Below are 23,237 nucleotides of genomic sequence, written 5' to 3'. Positions count from 1 at the left end.
GAAGTACAGGTGTGCACTGAAACGTCTATTTTCAGGGCCGAAGAAGGTCCTGTCCAGTGTTTAAGACTGCCGCACTTTAGCATTTATCGCCAGTCGCGGCTGTCCGGCCGGGTAACCAGCGCTGTAAAACCCGCTGCAACTCGGTGCGGCGGAACGGTTTGCTCAGGTAATCGTTCATGCCGGCGGCCATGCAGCGCTCGCGGTCGCCCTGCAAGGCATTGGCGGTCAGGGCGATGATCGGCAACTCGCCACCCCCCGGGAGCTGGCGGATGCGCCGGGTGGCTTCGTAGCCGTCCACTTCCGGCAGGCGGCAATCCATCAGCACGGCGGCGAAGCGCTGCTGGCCGACCTGGTCGATGGCCTGCTGGCCATCGTGGGCGACGCTGACTTCCAGCCCCAGGCTGCGCAACATGGCCTCGATGACGCTCTGATTGACCGGATTGTCCTCCACCAGCAGGATCCGCGCGCCGACCTCCACCAGGCCGCCGGCCAGCGGCGCGCCCGGCACCGCGGCCGGCGCCGGGGTGGCCAGGGGCAGCGGCATTTCCAGGGTGAAGGTCGAGCCCAGCCCCTCGCGGCTCTCGCCACGCAGCTTGCCGCCCATGCGCTCGGCCAGGGTGCGGGCGATCGACAGGCCCAGGCCGGTGCCGCCATAGCGCCGGGAAATCGAGCTGTCGGCCTGCTGGAAGGCGACGAACATCATCTCCAGGCGCTCGCTGTCGATGCCGATGCCGGTGTCGCGCACGCTGCAGGTGAACCACAGCAGCTCGCGGTCCAGCGCCTGCCAGTGGGCTTGCACCTGGACCTGGCCGCGCTCGGTGAACTTCAGCGCATTGCCCACCAGGTTCAGGAGGATCTGGCGGATCCGCGTCGGGTCGCCCGTCACCAGGGTCGGGGTGTCGCCGGCAGGCAGTTGCAGGTGCAGGTCCAGGCCGCGCTGCTGGGCGCTGTGCTGGAACGACAGCACGCTGCTGGCGATCAGCTCGCCGAGGTTGAAATCGATGTGCTCCAGTTGCAGGGTGGTGCGCTCGATCCGCGAGAAGTCGAGGATGTCGTTGATCACCTTCAGCAGGTGCCCGGTGGACTCGCTGGCCACCGCCGTGTAGTCGGCCTGCTCGCTGGTCAGCTGGGTGGTTTCCAGCAGTTGCAGCATGCCCAGCACGCCGTTCATCGGCGTGCGCAGCTCGTGGCTCATCATCGCCAGGAATTCCGACTTGGCGCCGTTGGCCTGTTCGGCCTCCTCGCGGGCCTGGATCAGCTCGGCGATGGCCTGTTTCTGTTCGGCGCTGGCCTGGTCCAGGGCGGCGGCCAGGTTGTTGATGTGGCGCGCCAGGTGGCCCAGTTCGCTGTCATCGACCACCGGTAGCGGGGCGTTGTACTCGCCCTGCTGGATGGCCTTCACCGCATGGCCCATGTCGCTGATCGGCTTGGCCAGGCTCAGGGCCAGGCGGCGCGCCAGGAGGAAGGTGAACAGCAGGGCGAACAGCGCCAGGATCGCCGCCTTGATGACGATTTCCTGCTGGCGCTGGCTGAAGGCATCGTCGGACATGCCGACGATCACCCGGCCCAGGTAGTCGTCGCCGATGGCCGGGGCCGGGGCAGGGGCCTTGCCCTGTTGCAGGAAGTCGCTGTCCAGGCGGATCTGTTGCAGGCGGATCGGCGCCTGGAACACTTCCACCTGCTGCGCGCGGTTGCTGCTTTCATCCGACTGCTCGACATACACCAGGATGTGGTTGCGGCTGTCCTGCACTTCCAGGAAGCGTACATGGGGGATGCTCAGGGTGGCGCGCATCAGCCCTTCGAGCACTTCATTGTTACCGGAGATGACACCGTATTCGGACGCCGGCGCCAGCTGGTTGGCGATCAGTTGCCCGGTGTGGTTCAGCTCCTGGCGCAAGTCCTGGATGCGCACGAAGGTGAAGAAGCTGATCAGCAGCAAGGTCAGCAGCAGCGCCGGGCCCAGGCTGATGATCTGGGTGCGGGTGTGGATGTCCCAGCTCAGGCGTTTGCTCATGGGGTGGGCTCTCCTTCGGCCAGGGCCTTGGCAGTGGCGGTCGGGTCGATCGGCTCGAGGCCCAGGGCGCGTGCCACCTGCTGGTTGCCGCTGACGCCGAAGCGCGCCGGGTACAGGCTGCGCGGCCAGCGCGCCGGGGGCTGGTCGAGCAACTGGTCGAGTACCGCCAGCCAGTCGTCCTGGTCGCTGAAGGTGCTGGCCAGGGCACCGGCGCGGACGAACCCGGCGTTGGGGCCGATCAATGCCATCTGCCGGCCGTAGCTGCTGAGCAGCACGTTCTTCGCGGTGGTGGAGTTGTACAGGTCGGGATCATCGATGCCCAGCAGCACGTCGCTGCCGCCCAGCAGGTGCTGCAACGGGCGGCTGTCGCGCTGGTCGGGCCAGTCCTGGGCGACGATCTCCAGGCCCAGCGGGCGGGCGGCCTGGCGCAGTTCGTCGAGCAGGAAGTGGCTGTGCTCACCGTACAGCACGCCAATGCGCTGGGCCTGTGGCAAGAGGTAGCGCGCCAGGCGCAGCTGGCGCGCCAGCGGCGGATCGCTCCACAGCAGGGTCAGGTAGGCGGGCCGCGACTTTCCCAGGCGCTGTTCGGCCTGCACCCGGTTGATGCGCATGGCCAGGGCCGGTGGCCCGGCGTTTTCGCCCAGGCGCCAGTCGAGGGCGGCATTGTCGAGCAGCACCAGGCGCAGGTCGGCCTTGAGCTGGCCGGGGCGGGGCAGTTCGGCGACCGTCTGGAAGCGCACCTGGTCGTGGCCCCGGCGTTTTTCCAGGGCCACGACGAAGCTGCGGATGCCGGGCTGGTCTTCGCCGCCGACCAGGAGGATTTCGCTGGCAGACAGCGAACCCAGTGGCCACAGGCAGAGCAGCAGCACCCGCAGCAGGCGGGCCATCAGAATTCCAGCTCCGCGCTCACGCTCAGGCGGTGGCGGCTGTCGTAGCGGTTCTGCTCGACCGTGGTCGGCTGGTCGTCCAGGCGCTGTTGCCACAAGGCCGCCAGCTCGAGGTTGCTGCCGGCGACCTTGAAGCGCTTGGCCACGCGCAGGTCAATGCGTTCGTAGCGGTAGGTGTTGAGGGCGTCGTCGCCGTAGTAGAACAGCGCGCTCGACCAGCCCGCGCCCCATTCGCGCATCCACCCGGCCGAGCCGCTGTTGCGCGCGCTGAGGCGGCGGTCGGCCGGGTTGCTGGCCCAGGCATCGACGTAGGCGTAGGTCAGGCGCAGGCGGTCCTGCTGGGTGGCGCGCCAGTCGAACTGCGCCTCGCTGCCGGTGAAGCGCGACTTGTTGGCATTGCTGGCGATGTACTGGTTGTTCTTCAGCGGCTCGCTGATCATGCCGGTGATTTCGTCGTAGAACAGCTTCACGTCCATGCTCAGGTCGATATCGCTGAAATAGCCGTTGTAGCCGAGCTCGCGCGAGCGCATGCGTTCCTGGTCGAGGTTGCCCGGGCCGCGGGTCTTGACGAAGTACTGGGCGTTGTTCTGGCCGAACGCGGCCGGGGTCAGGTTGCGGACCGTGTAGCTCCAGTTGACGTTGTTCTCGAACATGTCCGGCGACCGTACCGCCTCGGAGTACACCGCGCGCAGGCCATGGCGCGGGGTGATCAGGTAGTTGACCGCCATGCGCGGGGTCAGCGAGCTGCCCGAGAGCTGCGAATCCTCGAACATCGCCCCGCCCTGGACGATCCAGTGCTCGTCGGCGCGCCATTCCAGCTGGCCGAACAGGCGCCAGGTGCGGTCGTCGATGCTGCCGTTGAAGTAGGTCTGCGAATCGGCGCGGTCATAGCGGTAGTTCATGCCGCTGAGCAGGCGCAGGTTGTCGGTGAGGCTCAGGGTGTCCTGGATTTCCAGGTCGTAGCGGGTTTCCCGGGTGCTCTGGTCGACGTCGCCGCAGACCACGTTCTTGCCGCCCTGGTTGTTCCACTGGTCCTTGATCGCATCGACCAGCGCCTGTTCCACCGGGTTGCTGCTGTTGGGCGGGTTGTTGGCGCCGCGCGCGACCTTTTCGGCGAAGTCCGGGTTCAACTGCCACAAGCGCGTCAGCTCCGGGCTGAACGACAGCGCCGCGTCGCAGGCACGCCACACCTGCTGGCGGTCGAAATGCTGGGCCGAGCCCTGCACGTACAGGCTGTGCTCAGGGTTGAAGTCGATGTTCCAGCGCACCGAGCCGGCGTAGTCCTTGGCGTTGACGTCGGCGTTGTCGCCGCGCTGGGTGACGTAGGGGAACACCGCCTGGTAGGTGTAGGGCCGCTGGTTGCTGCCTTCCTTGGCCGCCAGCTGCCATTCCAGGGTCTGGTCCGGCGCCAGGGTGTGGCTGACGCTGAGGTTGAAGCGGTTCGCCCGGCGGCTGTCGCGGTAGTCCTGGCCGTACTGGTTGCTGTCGAAACCGTCGTCGCGCTGGCCCGACACCGACAGGCGCAGGTCGCCGCCGTCCCAGCCCAAGCCGTGGCTGAGGTAGTAGTCGTCGATGCCATCCTGGCCGCGGGTCAGCTTCATCCGCGTGCCGTGGCTGTCGGCCGGGTTGCGGGTGAGGATGTTGACCACCGCCATCAGCGCGTTGGCGCCGTAGCTGACGGTGTTGGGGCCGCGGAACACCTCGATGCGCTCGATGTCCTCGATCGCCACCGGGATGTCGCTCCAGTCCACCGTGGCCAGGCCCGCGCGGTACACCGAGCGGCCGTCGATCAGCACCTGCATGCGCCGGGCGTCGCTGACGTTGCTGCCGTGGTAGTTGACCGTCGGCTGGTTGCCGGCGCCGTAGCCGATCATCATGCCTGGCACCAGGCGCAGCAGCTCGGGAATGTCGCGGGCGCCGCTGGCACGGATCAGCTCGCTGTCGAGCACGGTCATGCTGCCCGGTACCGCCGCCGGGGATTGTTTCAGGCGCGTGGCGGTCAGAACCTGCGGCAGGTCGGTGTTGTCGACGAACAGGTCATCGGCCACGGCCGAGCCGCCGAGCAGGGCGGTCAGCAACAGCAGGCGAGGGTACGGGGGCGTGCCAGGGAACACAGGACAGCCTTGTCTCAGGATTGAAACAGGCATGGTAACTGACCTTGGGGGTTTTTCCAGTGATCTGCAGCGGATTTGCCGGCCTCTTCGCGGGTGAACCCGCTCCCACAGGTCATTCACAGGTTTTGAAACATGTGCAGGCTCTGTGGAAGCGGGTTTACCCGCGAAGGGACCGGCACTGATACTGGCTCTGTAGCAGGCGAGCCGTATAATGAGCGGGTCGCCACTTCATCAATGGCTTTAACGGATCGATTATGACTGAACAGCAACCTGTTGCAGTTCTGGGAGGCGGCAGCTTCGGCACCGCCGTGGCGAACCTGCTGGCCGAGAACGGTGTGCCGGTGCGCCAATGGATGCGCGACCCGGAGCAGGCCGAGGCGATGCGCGTCAACCGCGAGAACCCGCGCTACCTCAAGGGTATCCGCCTGAAGGACGGCGTCGAGCCGGTCAACGACCTGCTGGCTACCTTGCAGGCCAGCGACCTGGTCTTCGTCGCCCTGCCATCGAGCGCCCTGCGCAGCGTGCTGGCGCCCCACGCCGAGCTGCTGCGCGGCAAGTACCTGGTCAGCCTGACCAAGGGCATCGAGGCGCAGAGCTTCAAGCTGATGAGCCAGATCCTCGAGGAAATCGCCCCCCAAGCGCGCATCGGCGTGCTCTCCGGCCCCAACCTGGCCCGCGAGATCGCCGAGCATGCGTTGACCGCCACCGTGGTCGCCAGCGAAGACGAGATGCTTTGCCAACGCGTGCAGGCCGTGCTGCATGGCCGCACCTTCCGCGTCTACGCCAGCAGCGACCGCTTCGGCGTCGAGCTGGGCGGGGCGCTGAAGAACGTCTACGCGATCATCGCCGGCATGGCCGTGGCCCTTGGCATGGGCGAGAACACCAAGAGCATGCTGATCACCCGCGCCCTGGCCGAGATGACCCGCTTCGCCGTGAGCCAGGGCGCCAACCCCATGACCTTCCTGGGCCTGGCCGGGGTCGGCGACCTGATCGTCACCTGCTCCTCGCCCAAGAGCCGCAACTACCAGGTCGGCCATGCCCTCGGCCAGGGCCTGACCCTGGACGAGGCGGTCAGCCGACTGGGCGAGGTGGCCGAAGGGGTCAACACGCTCAAGGTGCTCAAGGCCAAGGCCCAGGAGGTGCAGGTGTACATGCCGCTGGTGGCCGGCCTGCACGCCATCCTGTTCGAAGGCCGCACGTTGAACCAGGTGATCGAGCACCTGATGCGTGCCGAGCCCAAGACCGACGTCGATTTCATTTCCATCAGCGGCTTCAACTGAGCCATCAGCGGCTTCAAATGAGCCGCGCAGAGCAAGGAGCGAGACATGAACGATACCCCCGAGCGCGCCCAGCGCGAGTCGATCATCCTGCGGGTGCTGTGGATGCTGGTGTTCCTGGTGGTCTGGCAACTGGCCGAGATCCTCCTGGCCGGCCTGGTGCTGGTGCAGCTGGTCTACCGACTGGTCTATGGCGCGCCCAGCGCCAGCCTGATGAACTTCGGCGACAGCCTCAGCCAGTACCTGGCGCAGATCGGCCGTTTCGGCACCTTCCACACCGATACCAAGCCATGGCCGTTCGCCGACTGGCCGGCACCGCGTGCACCGGAAGGCGAGGCACCGCACGCCGTGGCCCCGGCGCCGCATCCGGTGCGTGACGAGGAGCCCAAGCTGTGAAGCTGTGGGTGCTGCGCCATGGCGAGGCCGAAGCACGCGCCAATACCGATGCTGAACGACGCCTGACCGCGCATGGTCGCGAGCAGGTGTTGCACAGTGCGGCGCATCTGTTGGGGCAGCCGTTGCAGGCGATCATTGCCAGTCCCTATGTAAGGGCGCAGCAGACGGCGGCATTGGTGCATGACACTTTGGGGTTCGCCGAGCCGGTGCGAACGGTGCCCTGGCTGACGCCGGAGAGCAATGTGCAGCAGGTGATCGGGCAGCTCGAACGGCTGGGGCTGGAGCATGTGCTGCTGGTCAGCCACCAGCCGCTCGTGGGGACGCTGGTCGGCCTGTTGGAACACGGTCACCTTCAGCAGCCTGCGCCGTTGGGTACAGCAAGCCTGGCTGAACTGGAGGGGGACTGGCCGCTGGCGGGGCTGATGCAGGTGTGCAATGTGCATCATGCGCCTTGACCGAAGGCTGATCGGCTTTGGCTGAGGAGGGTTGGGCGTGACGGTAGAATCAGCACATGCGCGGGGCATGTGCTGATGGGGGCAGCGTAAATCTTGCCTGTCCAGTCATGCACCGTGAAGTGCCAGGCAGATCCATGGCGGGGCGCTGCTGTCCGGAAATGCTATTTTGTCCAACTGAACTTCATGATGAAAAACCCAGCATCTACGTCATTGCCAGCATTTATCACGGCGCGATGTATGAATTTGCCGGCGGGGGCTGTGAACGTTTCCGTTCTTCCTGGCCCTGGATTTTCGCCACCCGTGTATATCGGCAGGGGAAGCAGTCCGATGGAACCGAGGTGATCAAAAAACTCAATGAAATGTCCCGTTTTATGAACTTCCCGGTATTCAATCGATAAACTTCTGAATCGGTGGCCCAAACTTAACTCGACAATTGCATGGTTGATGATTGTGAGTGGCATCCAAGGCTGCGAATGGTTCCAGAAGCCTGTCTTCCACTGCCCCATTGAAGTCGCGCGTATAGGGTTGAATCGCATGCCTGTAGGTGACGTCATGACCACGCCGCTGACAAAATCCGTGCGTGAGAAGGACCTGAAGTCTTCAGGGCTGGTTGAGTTTCTAGCTATCTCAACGTCCAGTGGCGGAGCAGTGAGTGCTCTGGTTTCGTCGTTTGCCGAGTCGAACGCGACGGCGAGCGTCACCGTCAGTAGCGTCAAGCCTCCCAGTTTTTCCAACTCGCTACGAAGCAGGGACGCTGTTACGCCATTGATTATTTCTGCGGGAACGACCAGTTTCCCTTCGGCCGGGTAGAAGTCATGGCGCGTGCCATTGTCCAGAAACCCACTTGCCTTGATCCAGTACCGTTGATTCTCGGCCATTAGTGGCCAGGGTCTGGCCGTCACCGTCGCGTCAAGGGGAAATGTCGAAAGGTCCAGCACATCGCCAGTGGCTTGAGGTACGACAGGTATCGGGAGGTCGGTCTGTGCCAGTGTTCCTACATCTAGAGTCAGCGGCAATGATGGCTTCCCAGGATTGCCAGTCGTCACTACGACGTAGTGTACCTCGATGAGCTTGCTCTGGCTGGCCGCCACCACTCCCACCGGGACCTGGAACCTCACCCCACCGGCATTACCATTCTGCGGCGCGCTGCTCCAGGTATCTGTCGGATCATTGCCGATCCAGTTCACCGTGATCGAGTCGGTTTCCCTCATGCCGTCATATATCACTTGCACGGTTGCACCTGAGGTCGCATCGATCGGGTTCAGTTTGCCGGTTGGTGCCTGGGTTACCGATGGCGGAGGGTAGTCCTGTTGGGGCTGGCGACGCACTTTGAACATCAGGGGCTCGGAGGTCCGTAGCGCAGAGGATCGACTGGTGAGCGCGTTGAAATTTGTCATGGTGGCTTCTCAGTGCGGGGTGGAGGAGCCCAAAGTATCAGTCGGGTACAACCGAAGCGGAACTGGCATAAATGCCAGGTACGTGCGATACACAGGGAAGTTGAACTGCGGGTAGACCGATGCTCCGCAGCGCCAGGCAACTGTCATTTCTGCCAGTTGTCTGGTTTTCGACCCCACTGCTAGGGTTACCCTTATGACAGGCGCATGAACGTGCCAGGAAATGAGGACGCGCAATGGCTGGTCGGCGGTTGGAACTGGTGGCATCGCTGGACTTGCAGCCCACGGTGGACAAGGTGCGGAACGGCGTGGCGCTGGATTTTACCGAGTACAGCCTGCTGCGCGAAGCGACGGACGCCAAGCTCTATCAACTGCTGGCGCGGATTCCGCGCGCCCCGGCGCCACAGGCAGCGGAGGATCTGCACAGGCTGCAGGACGCCTGCCTGCGTGTCGCCCACCTGCTGCAGACCAGTTGCCTGGCCCTGCGCCGCCTGCGCCTGGAACACCAGGACCAGCGCCTGGCCCGCGACGCCCTGGAGGGTCAGTTGGCCTACATGCAGGCCTGCCTGCGCCGCTCCCTGGCCAGTTTCGACGACCTGGCATGACCTGATCACCCTTGCCGATGACCTATCCGGACGTTGCCGAGTGGCCAGGCAACACTGACAATGAGCCATCATCGCCGCCCGGACCCGCCGCCATGTCGCAGCAGATCTTCTTCGCCCATGCCAACGGCTTCCCTTCTGCCACCTACGGCAAACTGTTCGCGGCCCTGGCGCCGGATTACCAGGTGGCGCACCTGGACCAGCATGGTCATGACCCGCGCTTCCCGGTGGGCGAGAACTGGCAATTGCTGGTGGATGAACTGTTGCATCACCTGGCGCGACAGGACGCGCCGGTGTGGGGCGTCGGCCATTCCTTGGGCGGGGTGCTGCACCTGCATGCCGCGCTACGCCGGCCCGAGTACTACCGCGGCGTGGTGATGCTCGATTCGCCGGTGCTGACCCGCGCCGACCAGTGGCTGCTGCGCACCGCCAAGCGCTTCGGCTTCATCGACCGCATCACCCCGGCCGGGCGCACCCTCGGCCGGCGCGAGGCGTTCGTCGACCGTGACAGTGCCCGCGCCTACTTCGCCACCAAGTCGCTGTTCCGGCATTTCGACCCGGATTGCCTGGAGGCCTACCTGGAGCATGGGCTGCAGGCCGTGGAGCAGGGCTTGCGCCTGCGCTTCGACCCCGCCACGGAAATCAGCATCTACCGCAACATCCCCCACGCCAGCCCGGCCCCGGCGCGGCAACTGCAGGTACCGCTGGCCATGGTGCGCGGCGAGCGCAGCACGGTCATCCGCCGCCACCATGCGCTGGCCGTGCGCGGCATGCCCCTGGGTGAGTACCACAGCGTGCCGGGCGGGCACATGTTCCCGCTGGAGCGGCCCACCGACACCGCCAGCCTGATCAAGGGCCTGTTCGACCGCTGGAGCCAGGCGTGAGCGCGCAGGTCGAGGAAATCCGCCTGAGCCTGGGCCATATCGAGCTGGCCGCGCACCTGTTCGGCCCCGAGGATGGCCTGCCGGTGATCGCCCTGCACGGCTGGCTCGACAACGCCAACAGTTTTGCGCGCCTGGCGCCCCTGCTCAAGGGCGTGCGTATCGTCGCACTCGATCTGGCCGGTCATGGCTATTCCGAGCACCGCCCGCCGGGCGCCAGTTATGCATTGCCCGACTATGCCCACGACGTGCTGCGCGTCGCGGAGCAGTTGGGCTGGCAGAAGTTTGCCCTGCTCGGGCACTCGCTGGGCGCGATCATTTCCGTGCAACTGGCGGGAGCCTTGCCGGACCGGGTCAGCCACCTGGCGTTGATCGATGGCGTGATCCCGCCCACCGGTGCCGAGCAGGATGCCGGCGAGCGCCTGGGCATGGCCCTGCAGGCCCAGCTGCGCCTGGATGGCAAGCGCAAGACGGTCTATGCGAGCCTGGAAGAGGGCGTGCAGGCGCGCATGAAAGGCATGGTCGCGGTCAGCCGCGAGGCCGCCGAACTGCTGGCCCGACGCGGGCTGATGCCAGTGCCCGGAGGCTACAGCTGGCGCAGCGACAGCCGCCTGACCCTGCCATCGCCAGTGCGCCTGACCCAGGCCCAGGCCATGGCCTACGTGCGCCGTGTCAGTTGCCCGACCAGCCTGGTGGTGGCGGCCGATGGCATGCTGGCGCGCCACGGCGAGCTGCTGGAGCAGCTACCCTTCGAGCAGACCGTGCTGCCCGGCGGGCATCACCTGCACCTGAACGACGAACAGGGCGCGGCCCTTGTCGCAGACTGTTTCAATCGCTTCCTTGGCTTTGCTTGACTTGCACCGGCCAAGTGTCGAGGCTTGGCGGGTTGAACAGGGAGACAACCATGCAATTGCCAGACATCCTGGAGCTCTATTTCGGCGCTGAGCGCCGCCCGGGCCGCCGATGAGCGCCCCCGTTGCCATCCGCACCGCCTTCGCCGCCTGCCTGGCGCTGGCCAGCCCCTTGCTGTGGGCCGGTAGCCTGCCGGTACCCGCCGACGCCAAGGTGGTCGATCAGCGCCCTGCCGTGGAGCAGGAGCGCGTCTACCCACTGGGCCCACTGCGCAAGATCAGCGGCCGCCTGCGCGTCGAGGACAAGGTCGAGAGCCGCGGCCAGGTCAGCTCGGTGACCTACGAACTGCCCGTCGAGCGCACCGCCCGCGAAGCCTTCACCAGTGCCCGCGAGGCGCTCCAGCACGATGGCGGCTACCCGCTGTTCTGGTGCCAGGGCCGCGACTGCGGCGAGGCCAGCCTGTGGGCCAACGATGTGTTCGCCAACGCTCGCCTCAACGGCGGTGACGAGCAGCAGGCGTTCATCCTCCTGCGCCGCTCGGCCGAGCAGGCCGATACCCTGGTCGCGCTGTACAGCGTTACCCGCGGCAACCGTCGCGCCTACCTGCACGTCGAGGAGTTCGTCGCCGCCAGCCCGCTGGGTGAAATCCTGCCCACCGCGGCCACGGTGCTGCGCGAAATGCGCGACACCGGCAAGCTCGACTACCCTGATCTTGCCGCGCCCCAGGCCAGCTGGGTGTCGCTGCTGGCGCGCAGCCTGAACCTCGACAGCACCTTGCGCGCGAGCCTCAGTGGCGCCCAGGCCGAAGCCTGGCGCGAGCAGCTGGTCAAGGCCGGCGTGCGTGACGGCCGGCTCGAAGTCGGCAATGCGCCCACCGATGGCCTGCACCTGGAACTGATTCGTTGAGTGAGCGTGATCATGCCCAACAATGACCGCCTGCTGGTCCAGATCCTCCTGCTGGCGTTGCTCGGGGCTGCGCTGTGGGTGATGGCCCCGTTCATTTCCGCGCTGCTGTGGGGGGCGATCCTGGCCTTTGCCAGCTGGCCGCTGATGCGCCTGCTCACGCGGGTACTGGGCGGGCGCGAAACCCTGGCGGCGAGCCTGCTGACCACCGCCTGGATCCTGATCGTGGCATTGCCGCTGGTGTGGCTGGGCTTCAACCTGGCCGATCACATCCGCGATGCCACTGCCTTCGTGCGTGACGTGCAGGTCGACGGCCTGCCGGATGCGCCGGACTGGCTTGGCACCATTCCCTTCGTCGGCGAGCGGCTGGTCGGCTGGTGGCAGTCCCTCGACCAGCAGGGCGCCGCGCTGCTGACCACGGTCAAGCCCTACCTGGGCCAGGTCGGCAACTGGCTGCTGGCGCGCAGCGCGCAGATCGGCAGCGGCGTGCTGGAGCTGACCTTGAGCCTGGTCTTCGTGTTCTTCTTCTACCGCGACGGCCCGCGCCTGTCGGCCTTCGTGCTGAGCCTGCTGAACCGCCTGGTGGGCGAGCGTGCGGACTACTACCTGGAGCTGGTCGCCGGGACCGTGCAGCGGGTGGTCAACGGCGTGATCGGCACCGCGGCGGCCCAGGCGCTGCTGGCGCTGATCGGCTTCCTCATCGCTGGCGTGCCGGGGGCGATCGTGCTGGGGCTGGTGACCTTCATGCTCAGCCTGATCCCGATGGGGCCGCCGCTGGCGTGGATTCCGGCAACCGGCTGGCTGGCGTGGAAGGGCGAATACGGCATGGCGGTGTTCCTCGGTATCTGGGGCACCTTCGTCATCAGCGGCGTGGACAACGTGCTCAAGCCATACCTGATCAGCCGCGGCGGCAACCTGCCGCTGGTGATCGTGCTGCTGGGGGTGTTCGGCGGCTTGATTGCCTTCGGTTTCATCGGCCTGTTCATCGGCCCGACCTTGCTGGCGGTGGGCTACAGCCTGTTGCTGGACTGGAGCCGAAATTCGGCGCAGGTACAGTCTTGAGCCTGTACCGGCCCTTTCGCGGGTGAACCCGCTCCCACAACCCGAAGCCGGTGCATGCTCAATTTCTAAAAGCTGGCGCGAATCCCTGTGGGAGCGGGTTTACCCGCGAACACGGGCGTAGCCCGTGCCAGGCCGCGCGAAGTCAGCTCGGCTCCGCCAAGCGCCCATGAATGAACTCCACCGCCGCACGGATTTTTCCAATGGCGTACCGCGATTGCAGGTACAGCATGAAAATCCCGATCTGCTCGCTTCGCGTGACCGACAGCGGGCTCTCCAGCTCGATCGCAAGCAACTCGCCCGAATCCAGGTAGTGGCGCAGGCTCCATTCGGGCAGCAGCACCAAGCCACGGTGCCGGCAAGCCATCGTCAGCAGGCTGGCGCCGTCATTGCTGACGAAGGCGGGCGTGAGCGCCGGGTACACCCAGTCGCCGCCGTCGAAGGCCATCCATTTGAGGATGCTGTTCGGGCCGCGGTAGAGGAGCGCCGAATGACCTGCCAGGTCGGCCAGTGATCTGGGTGTCCCTCGGGCCGCCAGGTAAGCGGGCGAGGCCGCCAGGACAAAGCGATTGGGGTCGAGCCGGCGCGCCACCACACGGTGTTCCGGCTCGGCACCGCCACGGATGGTGATGTCGAACTGATCCCCACCCAGGTCCACCAGCTCGTCGCTCAAATGGACGTCGAGGAGGATATCCGGGTACTGCTCGCAAAAGTCCTGCAACACAGGCATGAGCTTCACCCGGCCGTAGCCCGGCATGCAGCTGATGCGCAGCGTGCCGCTGGGCGTGCTGCCTCGCTCCCTGACCAGCGCCTCGGCTGCGTCCAGCTGGGCCATGCCCATGCGGATGTGTTCGAGATAGAGCTGGCCTGCCTCGGTAAGCCTGACCGTGCGCGTGGTCCGGTGCAGCAGCTGCGCCCCCAGGGAGGCTTCAAGCTCGGCGACCCTGCGCGAAATCGACGAAGCCGGCACATCGAAGGCCTTTGCCGCTTCGGTAAAGCTGAGGGTTTGCGCAACCTTCAGGAAGTAGTTCAGGGCTCGCAGCTTGTCCATCGAAAGGGCCATTGTTGTCTTAAAGACAAAACATATTACTGATTATGACCATTTCGTGGGGTGGTTTTCCTGCTTAGCCTAGGCACCAACCCTGAACACGAGGAACACCCCATGCCAGCTCTGCTGCAAGCCCGTTACGCCGAACGTGGCGCCGTCCCGCAAGCCGTGATTGAAGCCGTGCCATTCGAACTGCCGGCGCTCAAGGCCGGTGAAGTGGTGCTTGAGGTCCTGGCGGCGCCGATCAACCCCAGCGATGTGCTGACCCTGACCGGGCAGTACGGGTCGTTGCCGCCACTGCCGGCAGTGGGCGGCAACGAGGGTGTGGGCCGGGTGGTGGAGCTTGGGCCGGACACCACCGCCATCGCGGTCGGCCAGGTGGTCCTGCTGCCGGTGGGTAGCGGCACCTGGACCACCCACATGATCGCCGAGGCGGCGCGCCTGATTGCGCTGCCGGATGTCGCGGACTACCAGCAACTCTCCATGCTGGCCGTGAACCCACCGACCGCTGCGCTGTTGCTGAGTGATTTCGTCGATCTGCAGCCCGGCGACTGGATCATCCAGAACGCTGCAAACTCGGCTGTCGGCAGCTACGTGATCCAGCTGGCAGCGATGCGCGGCATCCGCACGGTCAACGTGGTTCGCCGGGATTCGGCGGTCGCCGGCGTCAAGGCGCTGGGTGGCGATGTGGTGGTGGTCGAGGGGGAAGACCTGGTGGCCCAGGTCAAAGCCGCCACGGGCGATGCCGCCATCAAGCTGGCGATCGATGCCGTGGGCGGCGCCTCGACTCGGCGCCTGGCCGCCACACTGGCGCAAAGCGCCACGGTGGTCACCTACGGCGCCTTGAGCGGGGCGCCAGCCGAGCTGTCGGCGCGGGACCTGGTGTTCAATGACGTCACCGCCAAGGGCTTCTGGCTTGCCCGCTGGTTCCGCACCACCAGCCCGGCGCAGCAGGGCAAGTTGTTTGCCGAGCTGGCCGGGCTGGTGGCGCAAGGGAAGCTGAGTGCGCCTGTCGAAGCGAGCTACGGCCTGTCCCGCATCAAGGAAGCGGTCGCCGCGGCGGCGAAAGGCGAGCGGGGCGGCAAGATCCTGCTGACACCGAACATCGAGTGAGCCAGGCCAGGTCATTGAAAACCACCGGAGGAGTACGCATGTACTCTTCTGCGTGATCCCGTGATCTTTACGCATTCTTTATTCCCACCCCCATCCCCCGATCTCGCCCCTTTACGCCCCACCCCCGGACAATTCCCCAAAGCGGTAAAAAACCGCACACAGGGGAGTTTCACTCATGTACATGCTCGACGGTCTGTCACTGCTGCTGGCAGTGGCCTTGGCGGTTTACCTGCTGGTGGCGCTGCTGCGCGCCGATCGCAGCTAGGGAGCGGCCATGCACAGTTACGATTACGCATTGTTGCTGGCCTTCTTCGCCCTGGTGCTGCTGCCGGCACCTTGGCTCGGACGCTTCTATTACAAGGTCATGGAAGGCCAGCGCACCTGGCTGAGCCCTGTGCTCGGCCCCGTGGAGCGGGGCTGCTACCGCCTGGCCGGGGTGCGTGCCGACCAGGGGCAGAACTGGCAGCAGTATGCCCTGGCCCTGCTGGCCTTCAACCTGGCGGGCTTTGTGCTGTTGTTCGCCGTGCTCCTGCTGCAAGGCTATCTGCCGCTCAACCCGCAGCACCTGCCCGGCCAGGAATGGTCGCTGGCCTTCAACACGGCGGTGAGCTTCGTCACCAACACCAACTGGCAGGCTTATAGCGGCGAAGCTTCGCTCAGCTACCTGAGCCAGATGCTCGGCCTGACCGTGCAGAACTTCGTCAGCGCCGCCACCGGCCTGGCCGTGCTGGTCGCCCTGTGCCGCGGCATCGCCCGCCGTTCCAGCGCCAGCCTGGGCAACTTCTGGGTCGACATGACCCGCGCCACCCTCTACGGCCTGCTACCGCTGTGCCTGCTGCTGGCGCTGCTGCTGGTGTGGCAGGGCGTGCCGCAGACCTTCGCCGACTACGCCCACGCCGTGACCCTGCAAGGCGCCGACCAGACCATCCCGCTGGGTCCGGCCGCCAGCCAGATCGCCATCAAGCAGCTGGGCACCAATGGCGGCGGCTTCTTCGGCGTCAACTCGGCGCACCCGTTCGAGAACCCCACGGCCTGGAGCAACCTGTTCGAGGTGGCCTCGATCATCCTGATCCCGGTGGCGCTGGTGTTCACCTTCGGCCACTACGTCAAGGACCTGCGCCAGAGCCGCGCGATCATTGCCTGCATGCTCAGCCTGTTTTTGATCGGCGCTGCCACCGCGCTGTGGGCCGAGTACCAGCCGAACCCGGCACTGGAAAGCGCCCAGGTGCAGCAAGGCGCGCCGCTGGAAGGCAAGGAAAGCCGCTTCGGCACCACCGGTTCGGTGCTGTGGACGGTGACCACCACCGCGGCTTCCAACGGCTCGGTCAACGCCATGCACGACAGCCTCAACCCGCTGACCGGCATGGTCGCGATGGTCAACATGATGGTCGGCGAGGTGATTTTCGGTGGTGTCGGTGCCGGGCTTTACGGGATGTTGCTGTTCGTGCTGATCGCCGTGTTCCTGGCCGGCCTGATGATTGGCCGCACCCCGGAGTACCTGGGCAAGAAGCTGCAGGCGCGGGAAGTGCAGCTGTTGGTGGCGACGCTGCTGGTGATGCCGGTCGGCGTGCTGCTGCTAGGTGCCATCGCCGCCTGCCTGCCCGGGCCCGCCGGTGCGGTCAGCAACCCCGGCGCCCATGGCTTCAGCCAGTTGCTGTACGCCTACACCTCGGCCACCGGCAACAACGGCTCGGCGTTCGCCGGGTTCGGCGCCAACACGGTGTTCCATAACCTGATGATCGGCCTGGCCATGCTGATCGGGCGCTTCGGCTACATCCTGCCGATCCTCGCCCTGGCCGGCAGCCTGGCGGCCAAGCAAAGCGCGCCCCAGGGCCTGAACAGCTTCCCCACCCACGGCCCGCTGTTCACCAGCCTGTTGCTGGTGACCATCCTGCTGGTCGGTGGCCTGACCTTCCTGCCGACCCTGGCCCTCGGGCCGGTCGCCGAACACCTGAGCCTGGGTTTCTGAGGAATCATCCATGAACATGCCCATTCCTGAAGTGAAAGCCACGCACAGCGCCAAGGACCAGACCCGCTTCGCTGCCCTGTGGCGCCCGGCACTGGTGCAGGCCTTCGTCAAGCTCGACCCTCGCCAGCTCAAGCGCGCGCCGGTGATGCTGGTGGTCGCCCTGACCGCCGTGCTCACCACCGCGCTGTGCTTCGCCCCGGGCAATGGCGTCAGCCCCGGCGTCGCCGCGCAGATCGCCCTGTGGCTGTGGTTTACCGTGCTGTTCGCCAACTTCGCCGAAGCCCTTGCCGAGGGCCGCGGCAAGGCCCGCGCCGACAGCCTCAAGGCCGGCAGCCAGGGGCTGACCGCACAACGCCGCAAACGTGACGGCAGTTTCGAGAGCGTCGCCGCCGCAGCCCTGCGCAAGGACGACGTGGTGCGTGTGGTGGCCGGCGAGATGATCCCCGGCGACGGCGAGGTGCTCGAAGGCATCGCCGCGGTCAACGAGGCGGCCATCACCGGCGAGTCCGCGCCGGTGATTCGCGAATCCGGCGGCGACCGTTCGGCGGTCACCGGCAATACCCGGCTGGTCTCGGACTGGCTGCTGATCCGCATCACCAGCAACCCCGGCGAGTCGACCCTGGACCGCATGATCGCCCTGGTCGAAGGCGCCAGGCGGCAGAAGACCCCCAACGAGATCGCCCTGGACATCCTGCTGATCGGCCTGACCCTGATCTTCCTGATCGTGGTGGTGACCCTGCAGCCGTTCGCCCATTTCGCCGGTGGCAGCCTGCCGCTGATCTTCCTCGCCGCGCTGCTGGTGACGCTGATCCCCACCACCATAGGGGGGCTGCTCTCGGCCATCGGCATCGCCGGCATGGACCGCCTGGTGCGGCTGAACGTGATCGCCCGCTCCGGCCGTGCAGTGGAAGCGGCCGGCGACGTGCATACGCTGATGCTCGACAAGACCGGCACCATTACCTTCGGCAACCGCCGCTGCAGCGCGCTGCATGCCGCCCAGGGCGTAACCGCCAAGGAGTTGGGGGAGGGCGCCTTGCTCGCCTCGCTGGCCGACGACACCGCCGAGGGCAAGTCGATCGTCGAGTACCTGCGCCAGCTGCACGACTTCATCGAGCCGTCTGCCGGCCAATACACCGCTGTCGCCTTCAGTGCCGAAACGCGCCTGTCGGGCATCGACTTCCAGCAGCACCGCTACCGCAAAGGCGCCGTCGATGCGGTGCTGGCCTTCGTCGGCATGCAGCGCCTGGACATGCCTGCCGCGCTGGCCCGCGAGGTGGAGCGCATCGCCCAGAGCGGCGGCACCCCGTTGCTGGTGTGCCTGGACAAGCGCCTGCTCGGCGTCATCCACCTCAAGGACGTGGTCAAGCCCGGTATCCGCGAGCGTTTCGCCGAATTGCGCAAGCTGGGCATCCGCACGGTGATGGTGACCGGCGACAACCCGCTGACCGCTGCCGCCATTGCCGCCGAAGCCGGGGTGGACGATGTGCTCGCCGAAGCCACCCCGGAGAAGAAACTGGCGCGCATCCGCCAGGAGCAGAACGACGGCCGCCTGGTGGCCATGTGCGGCGATGGCGCCAACGACGCCCCGGCGCTGGCCCAGGCCGATGTCGGCATGGCCATGAACGACGGCACCCAGGCCGCGCGCGAGGCGGCCAACATGGTCGACCTGGACAGCGATCCGACCAAGCTGCTGGACGTGGTGCAGGTGGGCAAGGAACTGCTGGTGACCCGTGGCGCGCTGACCACCTTCTCGATCGCCAACGACGTGGCCAAGTACTTCGCCATCCTGCCGGCGCTGTTCGCTGCCATCTACCCGCAGTTGGGGGTGCTCAACCTGATGCACCTGGCCAGCCCGCAGAGCGCGATCCTTTCGGCCATCGTGTTCAACGCGCTGATCATCATCGTGCTGATCCCGCTGGCCCTGCGCGGCGTGCGCGTGCAGGCGGCGAGCGCGGCGCAGCTGCTGCGGCGCAACCTGCTGATCTATGGGCTGGGCGGCATCGTCGTGCCGTTTGCCGGGATCAAGCTGATCGACATGCTGCTCAATGCCTTGCACCTGGTCTGAGGAGGCCATCATGAACACATACCTACGCCCGGCGTTGAGCCTGATCCTGCTGATGACCGTGGTCACCGGCGCGCTGTACCCGCTGGCGGTGACCGGGGTCGCCCAGCTGGCCTTCCCCGAGCAGGCCAACGGCAGCCTGGTCCGCGACGCCCACGGGCAGGTGCGCGGCTCTGCGCTGATCGCCCAGGATTTCCAGGGTGATGGCTGGTTCCATTCGCGGCCCTCGGCGGGGGCCTTTGCCACCGTGGCCAGCAGCGCGAGCAACCTGGCCCCGAGCAACCCGGCGCTGGCCGAGCGGGTCAAGGGCGATGCGGCGGCGCAGTACCAGGCACGATTGGGCCCGGTGCCCCAGGCCCTGCTGACCACTTCGGGCAGCGGCTTGGACCCGCACTTGCCACCCGAGGCCGTGGCTTACCAGATCCCACGGGTCGCGGCGGCGCGGCAGGTACCGGAGGCGCGCTTGCAAGCCTTGCAGGAAGAGGCCACCCTCCACCCATTGATCGGGCCACCAGTGGTCAATGTGCTGGCCCTGAACCAGGCGCTGGAACAGTTGAGCCGCTGATCCAGAGCTACCCTCGATCCCGGTAGGAGCGGCCTTGTGTCGCGAAAGGGGTGCGAAGCGCCCCCTGAATTTCAGCTTCGCAGCAGAACTCGCCGGGGCCGCTTTGCGGCCCTTTCGCGACACAAGGCCGCTCCTACAAGGCATGAGTTGCCCCCAGAAGGATGAAACATGAGTGACTCCACCCGCGCAGACGCGCTGCTGGCCACGCTGCCGCGCGCCGGCCGTGGCCGGCTGAAGGTCTTTCTCGGCGCCGCCCCTGGCGTTGGCAAGACCTTCGCCATGCTCCAGGCCGCCCATGCCCAGCAACGCCAGGGCGTGCAGGTGCTGGCCGCGGTGGTCGAGACCCACGGCCGCAGCGAAACCGAAGCACTGCTCGGCGGCTTGCTGCAGCAACCCTTGCTGCGCAGCGAACATCGTGGCGTCACCCTCGAGGAAATGGACCTCGACGGCCTGCTCGGCGCCGCCCCGGCCCTGGCCCTGGTGGACGAGCTGGCCCACACCAACGCCCCCGGCAGCCGCCACGCCAAGCGCTGGCAGGACGTGCAGGAACTGCTCGCCGCCGGCATCGACGTGTACACCACGGTCAACGTCCAGCACCTGGAAAGCCTCAACGACAAGGTCCGTGGCATCACCGGCGTGCAGGTGCGCGAAACCCTGCCGGACTGGGTACTGCAGGAAGCCTTCGAGCTGGTGCTGATCGACCTGCCGCCGCGCGAGCTGCTCGAACGCCTGCGCGAAGGCAAGGTGTACGTGCCCGAGCAGGCCCGGGCCGCCATCGATGCGTTCTTCTCGCCCACCAACCTCACCGCCCTGCGCGAACTGGCCATGCAGACCGCCGCCGCCCAGGTCGACGCCGACCTGGCCCACGGCTACCGCCTGCGCGGTGAAGCGGCGCCGGCCCTGCGCGGGCGCCTGCTGGTGGGCGTGGATGGCGACGAACAGGCCGAGCGACTGGTGCGCCACGCCAGCCGCGTCGCCCTGCGCCGCCACCTGCCATGGAGCCTGGTGCACGTCGACAATGGCCGGCTGCGCGACGAAGCCGCGCGCCAGCGCCTGCAGGCCGCCCAGCAACTGGCCGAGCGCCTGGGCGGCGAGGTGGTGCTGCTGCGCGCCGGCGAGGTGGCGCGTACCCTCATCCAGCACGCCAGCGAGCGCCGCGCCAGCCTGGTGCTGGTCGGCCAGTCCCGCGACCGCCTGCGCCGGCGCCTGTTCGGTGCCGGCGTCGCCACCCGGCTGCTGCGCGAAAGCCATGGCCTGGAGATCAACGTGCTCGACCGCGACAGCCAGGCACGCCCGGCGCGCGCGGCGGTGAACCGGGTGTGGGTGTGGCGCCACTACCTGCTGGCGCTGCTGGCCACCGGGCTGGCGGCAGGCCTGGCCTGGGGCGTGTCGAGCGTGCTGGCGCTGCCGAACATCTCGCTGGTGTTTCTCGCCGCCGTGCTGCTGGTGGCGGTGCGCAGCAGCCTGGGCCCGGCGCTGGCGTGCGCGGCGCTGTCGTTCCTGGCCTACGACTTCCTGTTCATCCCGCCGAACTTCTCGTTCAGCATCCAGCGCGAGGAAGACGTGCTGACCCTGGTGTTCTTCCTGCTCATGGCGGCGCTCACCGGCAACCTCGCCGCACGCCAGCGCAGCCAGCTGCAGGCCCTGCGTGAAACCCAGGCGCAGACCAGCCAGCTGCTCGACCTGTCCCGCCGGCTGACCGTGGCCACCGATCGCCAGGCCGTGTTCAACGCCGCCGGCCGCCACCTCAATGGCTGGCAGGAGGTGCAGGTGTGCCTGCTGGAGCGCAACGGCGAAGGCCTGCTGCAACTGGCCAGCGGCGAAGCCCAGGGCCTCAGCGACAACGAGCGCGCCGCCGCCGAGTGGGCCTGGCAGCATGGCCAGGCCGCCGGCCATGGCAGCGATACTTTGCCCAATGGCCGCTGGTGGTGGTGGCCCCTGGCCGTCGAGGATCAGCCCCTGGCGCTGCTCGGTGTGCGCCCACGCTCGGGCGAGCCGCTGAGCGGCCAGCGCCGCCGCCTGCTGATGGCGCTCGGCCAACCCCTGGCCCAGGCCCTGGCCCGCGCACGCCTGGCCGAACAGCTCGAGGCCGCCCGCCTGCACGGCGAAACCGAGCAGTTGCGCAGCGCCTTGCTGGCCTCGGTGTCCCACGACCTGCGTACCCCGCTGACCGCCATGCGCGGCAGCATCGACAGCCTGTTGGCGCTGGGCGCGGCGATCCCGGCGGACGACCGCCGGGAGCTGCTCGAAGGCACGCGCAACGAAGCCGAGCGCCTCGATCGCTACATCCAGAACCTGCTCGACATGACCCGCCTCGGCCATGGCAGCCTCAAGCTCGCCCGCGACTGGGTCGCCCCCGCCGACATCGTCGGCAGCGCCCTCAACCGCCTGCGCGTGGTGCTGGCGCCGCTGCGCGTGCACACCGAGGTGCCCGCCGAGCTGCCACTGCTGTTCGTGCATGCCGCGTTGATCGAGCAGGCGCTGGTCAATGTGCTGGAGAACGCCGCGCGCTTCTCGCCGGCCCAGGGCCGCCTGGCCTTGCAGGTATCGGTGCACGACGCCCAGTTGCACTTCGCCGTCAGCGACCAGGGCCCCGGCATTCCGGTGGCGGAACGGGAAAAGATCTTCGACATGTTCTACACCGCCGCCCGCGGTGATCGCGGCGGCCAGGGCACCGGGCTGGGCCTGGCGATCTGCCAGGGCATGATCGGCGCCCACGGTGGGCAGATCCGGGTCGGCGAAGGCATCGATGGCCAGGGCACCTGCATCACTCTATGCTTGCCGCTGCCCCAGCAACCCGAAGCCGAAAGCGAAGCCCCATGAGCCAGTCCGCCACCCTGTTGGTCATCGATGACGAACCGCAGATCCGCAAGTTCCTGCGCATCAGCCTGAGCTCCCAGGGCTACAAGGTGATCGAGGCGGCCACCGGTGGCGAAGGCCTGGCCCAGGCGGCGCTGGCCAAGCCCGACCTGGTGGTGCTCGACCTCGGCCTGCCGGACATGGACGGCCAGCAGGTCTTGCGCGAACTGCGCGAGTGGAGCGCGGTGCCGGTGCTGGTGCTGTCGGTGCGGGCCAGCGAGGTGCAGAAGGTCGATGCGCTGGATGGCGGCGCCAATGACTACGTGACCAAGCCGTTCGGCATCCAGGAGTTCCTGGCGCGGGTGCGGGCCTTGTTGCGCCAGGTGCCCCAGGCCGGCGGCGGCGAGGTGACCGCGAGTTTCGGCCCGCTGCTGGTGGACTTTGCGTTTCGCAAGGTGACGCTGGAAGGCGTCGAGGTCGCGTTGACGCGCAAGGAGTACGCGCTGCTGGCGCAGTTGGCCGGGCACCCAGGGCGGGTGATCACCCAGCAGCAGCTGCTCAAGGATATCTGGGGGCCGACCCATGTGGACGACACCCATTACCTGCGCATCGTGGTCGGGCATCTGCGCCAGAAGCTCGGCGATGACCCCACGGCGCCACGGTTCATCATCACCGAGGCGGGGGTCGGCTACCGCCTGGTGGTCCCGGTTTCATGAATGACGCAGAACCCGTGTAGGAGCGGGTTCACCCGCGAACACCGGCGAAGCCGGTGCCAGCGACCGTGTTGGATTCTTCGCGGGTAAACCCGCTCCCACAGGGGAGGAGCGAAAGGGCATTTGAAGGTGTG

Annotated in this window: 20 protein-coding genes; 15 read left to right on the top strand and 5 right to left on the bottom strand. The window is 66.9% G+C overall.

Going from position 1 to position 23,237, the window contains the following annotated elements; genetic code table 11:
* Positions 1-76: 76 nt before the first annotated feature.
* From ACIP21_RS25240 to ACIP21_RS25230, 3 genes are read right to left on the bottom strand one after another with little or no spacing between them, the layout of a single operon-like run.
* Positions 77-2,014, bottom strand: a complete 1,938-nt coding sequence (locus ACIP21_RS25240) for a response regulator (protein ID WP_400693579.1) — start codon at positions 2,012-2,014, stop codon at positions 77-79.
* Entirely contained in the window at positions 2,011-2,901 is an 891-nt protein-coding gene (locus ACIP21_RS25235) for an ABC transporter substrate-binding protein (protein WP_400693578.1), read from the bottom strand. Before ACIP21_RS25235 ends, ACIP21_RS25240 begins: the two co-directional genes overlap by 4 nt.
* A complete protein-coding gene (locus ACIP21_RS25230) occupies positions 2,901-5,048 on the bottom strand; it encodes a TonB-dependent receptor plug domain-containing protein (RefSeq protein ID WP_400693575.1) in 2,148 nt (715 codons plus the stop codon). The genes ACIP21_RS25235 and ACIP21_RS25230 overlap by 1 nt, the downstream gene beginning before the upstream one ends.
* Before the next feature lie 221 nt (positions 5,049-5,269).
* Here ACIP21_RS25230 and ACIP21_RS25225 point away from each other — a divergent pair, with 221 nt between their 5' ends.
* Genes ACIP21_RS25225 through sixA form a run of 3 tightly spaced genes read left to right on the top strand, consistent with a single transcriptional unit; the run spans position 5,270 to position 7,143 of the window.
* Positions 5,270-6,295, top strand: a complete 1,026-nt coding sequence (locus ACIP21_RS25225) for an NAD(P)H-dependent glycerol-3-phosphate dehydrogenase (protein ID WP_400693573.1) — start codon at positions 5,270-5,272, stop codon at positions 6,293-6,295.
* A gap of 45 nt (positions 6,296-6,340) precedes the next feature.
* The gene (locus ACIP21_RS25220; RefSeq protein WP_400693570.1) at positions 6,341-6,688 is read left to right on the top strand and encodes a DUF4389 domain-containing protein; all 348 of its coding nucleotides are present in this window, start codon (positions 6,341-6,343) and stop codon (positions 6,686-6,688) included.
* Complete coding sequence (gene sixA / locus ACIP21_RS25215) at positions 6,685-7,143, top strand: phosphohistidine phosphatase SixA (RefSeq protein WP_400693568.1); 459 nt, start codon at positions 6,685-6,687, stop codon at positions 7,141-7,143. Before ACIP21_RS25220 ends, sixA begins: the two co-directional genes overlap by 4 nt.
* A gap of 161 nt (positions 7,144-7,304) precedes the next feature.
* On the opposite strand, the gene ACIP21_RS25210 is transcribed toward sixA, so the two are convergent.
* On the bottom strand, positions 7,305-8,540 hold the full coding sequence (locus tag ACIP21_RS25210; RefSeq protein ID WP_400693565.1) for a hypothetical protein: 1,236 nt from the start codon (positions 8,538-8,540) through the stop codon (positions 7,305-7,307).
* A 233-nt stretch (positions 8,541-8,773) separates the two neighbouring features.
* On the opposite strand from ACIP21_RS25210, the gene ACIP21_RS25205 reads away from it, so the two are divergent.
* From ACIP21_RS25205 to ACIP21_RS25185, 5 genes are all read left to right on the top strand, one after another.
* Positions 8,774-9,142: a hypothetical protein gene (locus ACIP21_RS25205; protein WP_400693563.1), complete on the top strand. Its 369-nt coding sequence runs from the start codon at positions 8,774-8,776 to the stop codon at positions 9,140-9,142.
* Between the two features lie 92 nt (positions 9,143-9,234).
* Positions 9,235-10,023, top strand: coding sequence for an alpha/beta fold hydrolase (locus tag ACIP21_RS25200; RefSeq protein ID WP_400693561.1), 789 nt, complete (start codon positions 9,235-9,237; stop codon positions 10,021-10,023).
* Positions 10,020-10,874, top strand: coding sequence for an alpha/beta hydrolase (locus ACIP21_RS25195; protein ID WP_400693558.1), 855 nt, complete (start codon positions 10,020-10,022; stop codon positions 10,872-10,874). Before ACIP21_RS25200 ends, ACIP21_RS25195 begins: the two co-directional genes overlap by 4 nt.
* A gap of 109 nt (positions 10,875-10,983) precedes the next feature.
* Positions 10,984-11,778: a DUF4892 domain-containing protein gene (locus tag ACIP21_RS25190; RefSeq protein ID WP_400693556.1), complete on the top strand. Its 795-nt coding sequence runs from the start codon at positions 10,984-10,986 to the stop codon at positions 11,776-11,778.
* A 12-nt stretch (positions 11,779-11,790) separates the two neighbouring features.
* Positions 11,791-12,837 carry an AI-2E family transporter gene (locus ACIP21_RS25185; RefSeq protein WP_400693553.1) on the top strand — a complete coding sequence of 349 codons (1,047 nt, stop codon included), beginning with the start codon at positions 11,791-11,793 and terminating at the stop codon, positions 12,835-12,837.
* A gap of 142 nt (positions 12,838-12,979) precedes the next feature.
* On the opposite strand, the gene ACIP21_RS25180 is transcribed toward ACIP21_RS25185, so the two are convergent.
* On the bottom strand, positions 12,980-13,885 hold the full coding sequence (locus tag ACIP21_RS25180; RefSeq protein ID WP_400693551.1) for a LysR substrate-binding domain-containing protein: 906 nt from the start codon (positions 13,883-13,885) through the stop codon (positions 12,980-12,982).
* A 111-nt stretch (positions 13,886-13,996) separates the two neighbouring features.
* Here ACIP21_RS25180 and ACIP21_RS25175 point away from each other — a divergent pair, with 111 nt between their 5' ends.
* The 7 genes from ACIP21_RS25175 (at position 13,997) to ACIP21_RS25145 (ending at position 23,106) form a co-directional block, all read left to right on the top strand.
* Positions 13,997-14,995, top strand: a complete 999-nt coding sequence (locus ACIP21_RS25175; RefSeq protein WP_400693548.1) for a zinc-dependent alcohol dehydrogenase family protein — start codon at positions 13,997-13,999, stop codon at positions 14,993-14,995.
* A 175-nt stretch (positions 14,996-15,170) separates the two neighbouring features.
* Positions 15,171-15,260: a K(+)-transporting ATPase subunit F gene (kdpF, locus tag ACIP21_RS25170; protein ID WP_033696222.1), complete on the top strand. Its 90-nt coding sequence runs from the start codon at positions 15,171-15,173 to the stop codon at positions 15,258-15,260.
* 9 nt (positions 15,261-15,269) lie between these two features.
* Positions 15,270-16,964: a potassium-transporting ATPase subunit KdpA gene (kdpA, locus tag ACIP21_RS25165; RefSeq protein ID WP_400693546.1), complete on the top strand. Its 1,695-nt coding sequence runs from the start codon at positions 15,270-15,272 to the stop codon at positions 16,962-16,964.
* 10 nt (positions 16,965-16,974) lie between these two features.
* The gene (gene kdpB, locus ACIP21_RS25160) at positions 16,975-19,029 is read left to right on the top strand and encodes a potassium-transporting ATPase subunit KdpB (protein WP_400693544.1); all 2,055 of its coding nucleotides are present in this window, start codon (positions 16,975-16,977) and stop codon (positions 19,027-19,029) included.
* A gap of 10 nt (positions 19,030-19,039) precedes the next feature.
* Positions 19,040-19,591, top strand: coding sequence for a potassium-transporting ATPase subunit KdpC (gene kdpC / locus ACIP21_RS25155; RefSeq protein ID WP_400693541.1), 552 nt, complete (start codon positions 19,040-19,042; stop codon positions 19,589-19,591).
* 168 nt (positions 19,592-19,759) lie between these two features.
* Complete coding sequence (locus tag ACIP21_RS25150; protein WP_400693538.1) at positions 19,760-22,414, top strand: DUF4118 domain-containing protein; 2,655 nt, start codon at positions 19,760-19,762, stop codon at positions 22,412-22,414.
* The gene (locus ACIP21_RS25145) at positions 22,411-23,106 is read left to right on the top strand and encodes a response regulator (RefSeq protein ID WP_400693535.1); all 696 of its coding nucleotides are present in this window, start codon (positions 22,411-22,413) and stop codon (positions 23,104-23,106) included. Before ACIP21_RS25150 ends, ACIP21_RS25145 begins: the two co-directional genes overlap by 4 nt.
* The last annotated feature ends 131 nt before the right edge of the window (positions 23,107-23,237 follow it).

Origin of the sequence: Pseudomonas sp. NPDC089401 (assembly GCF_044749485.1) — a bacterium.
Taxonomy (GTDB): domain Bacteria; phylum Pseudomonadota; class Gammaproteobacteria; order Pseudomonadales; family Pseudomonadaceae; genus Aquipseudomonas.
This window is presented reverse-complemented; position numbering and strand designations above follow the sequence as displayed.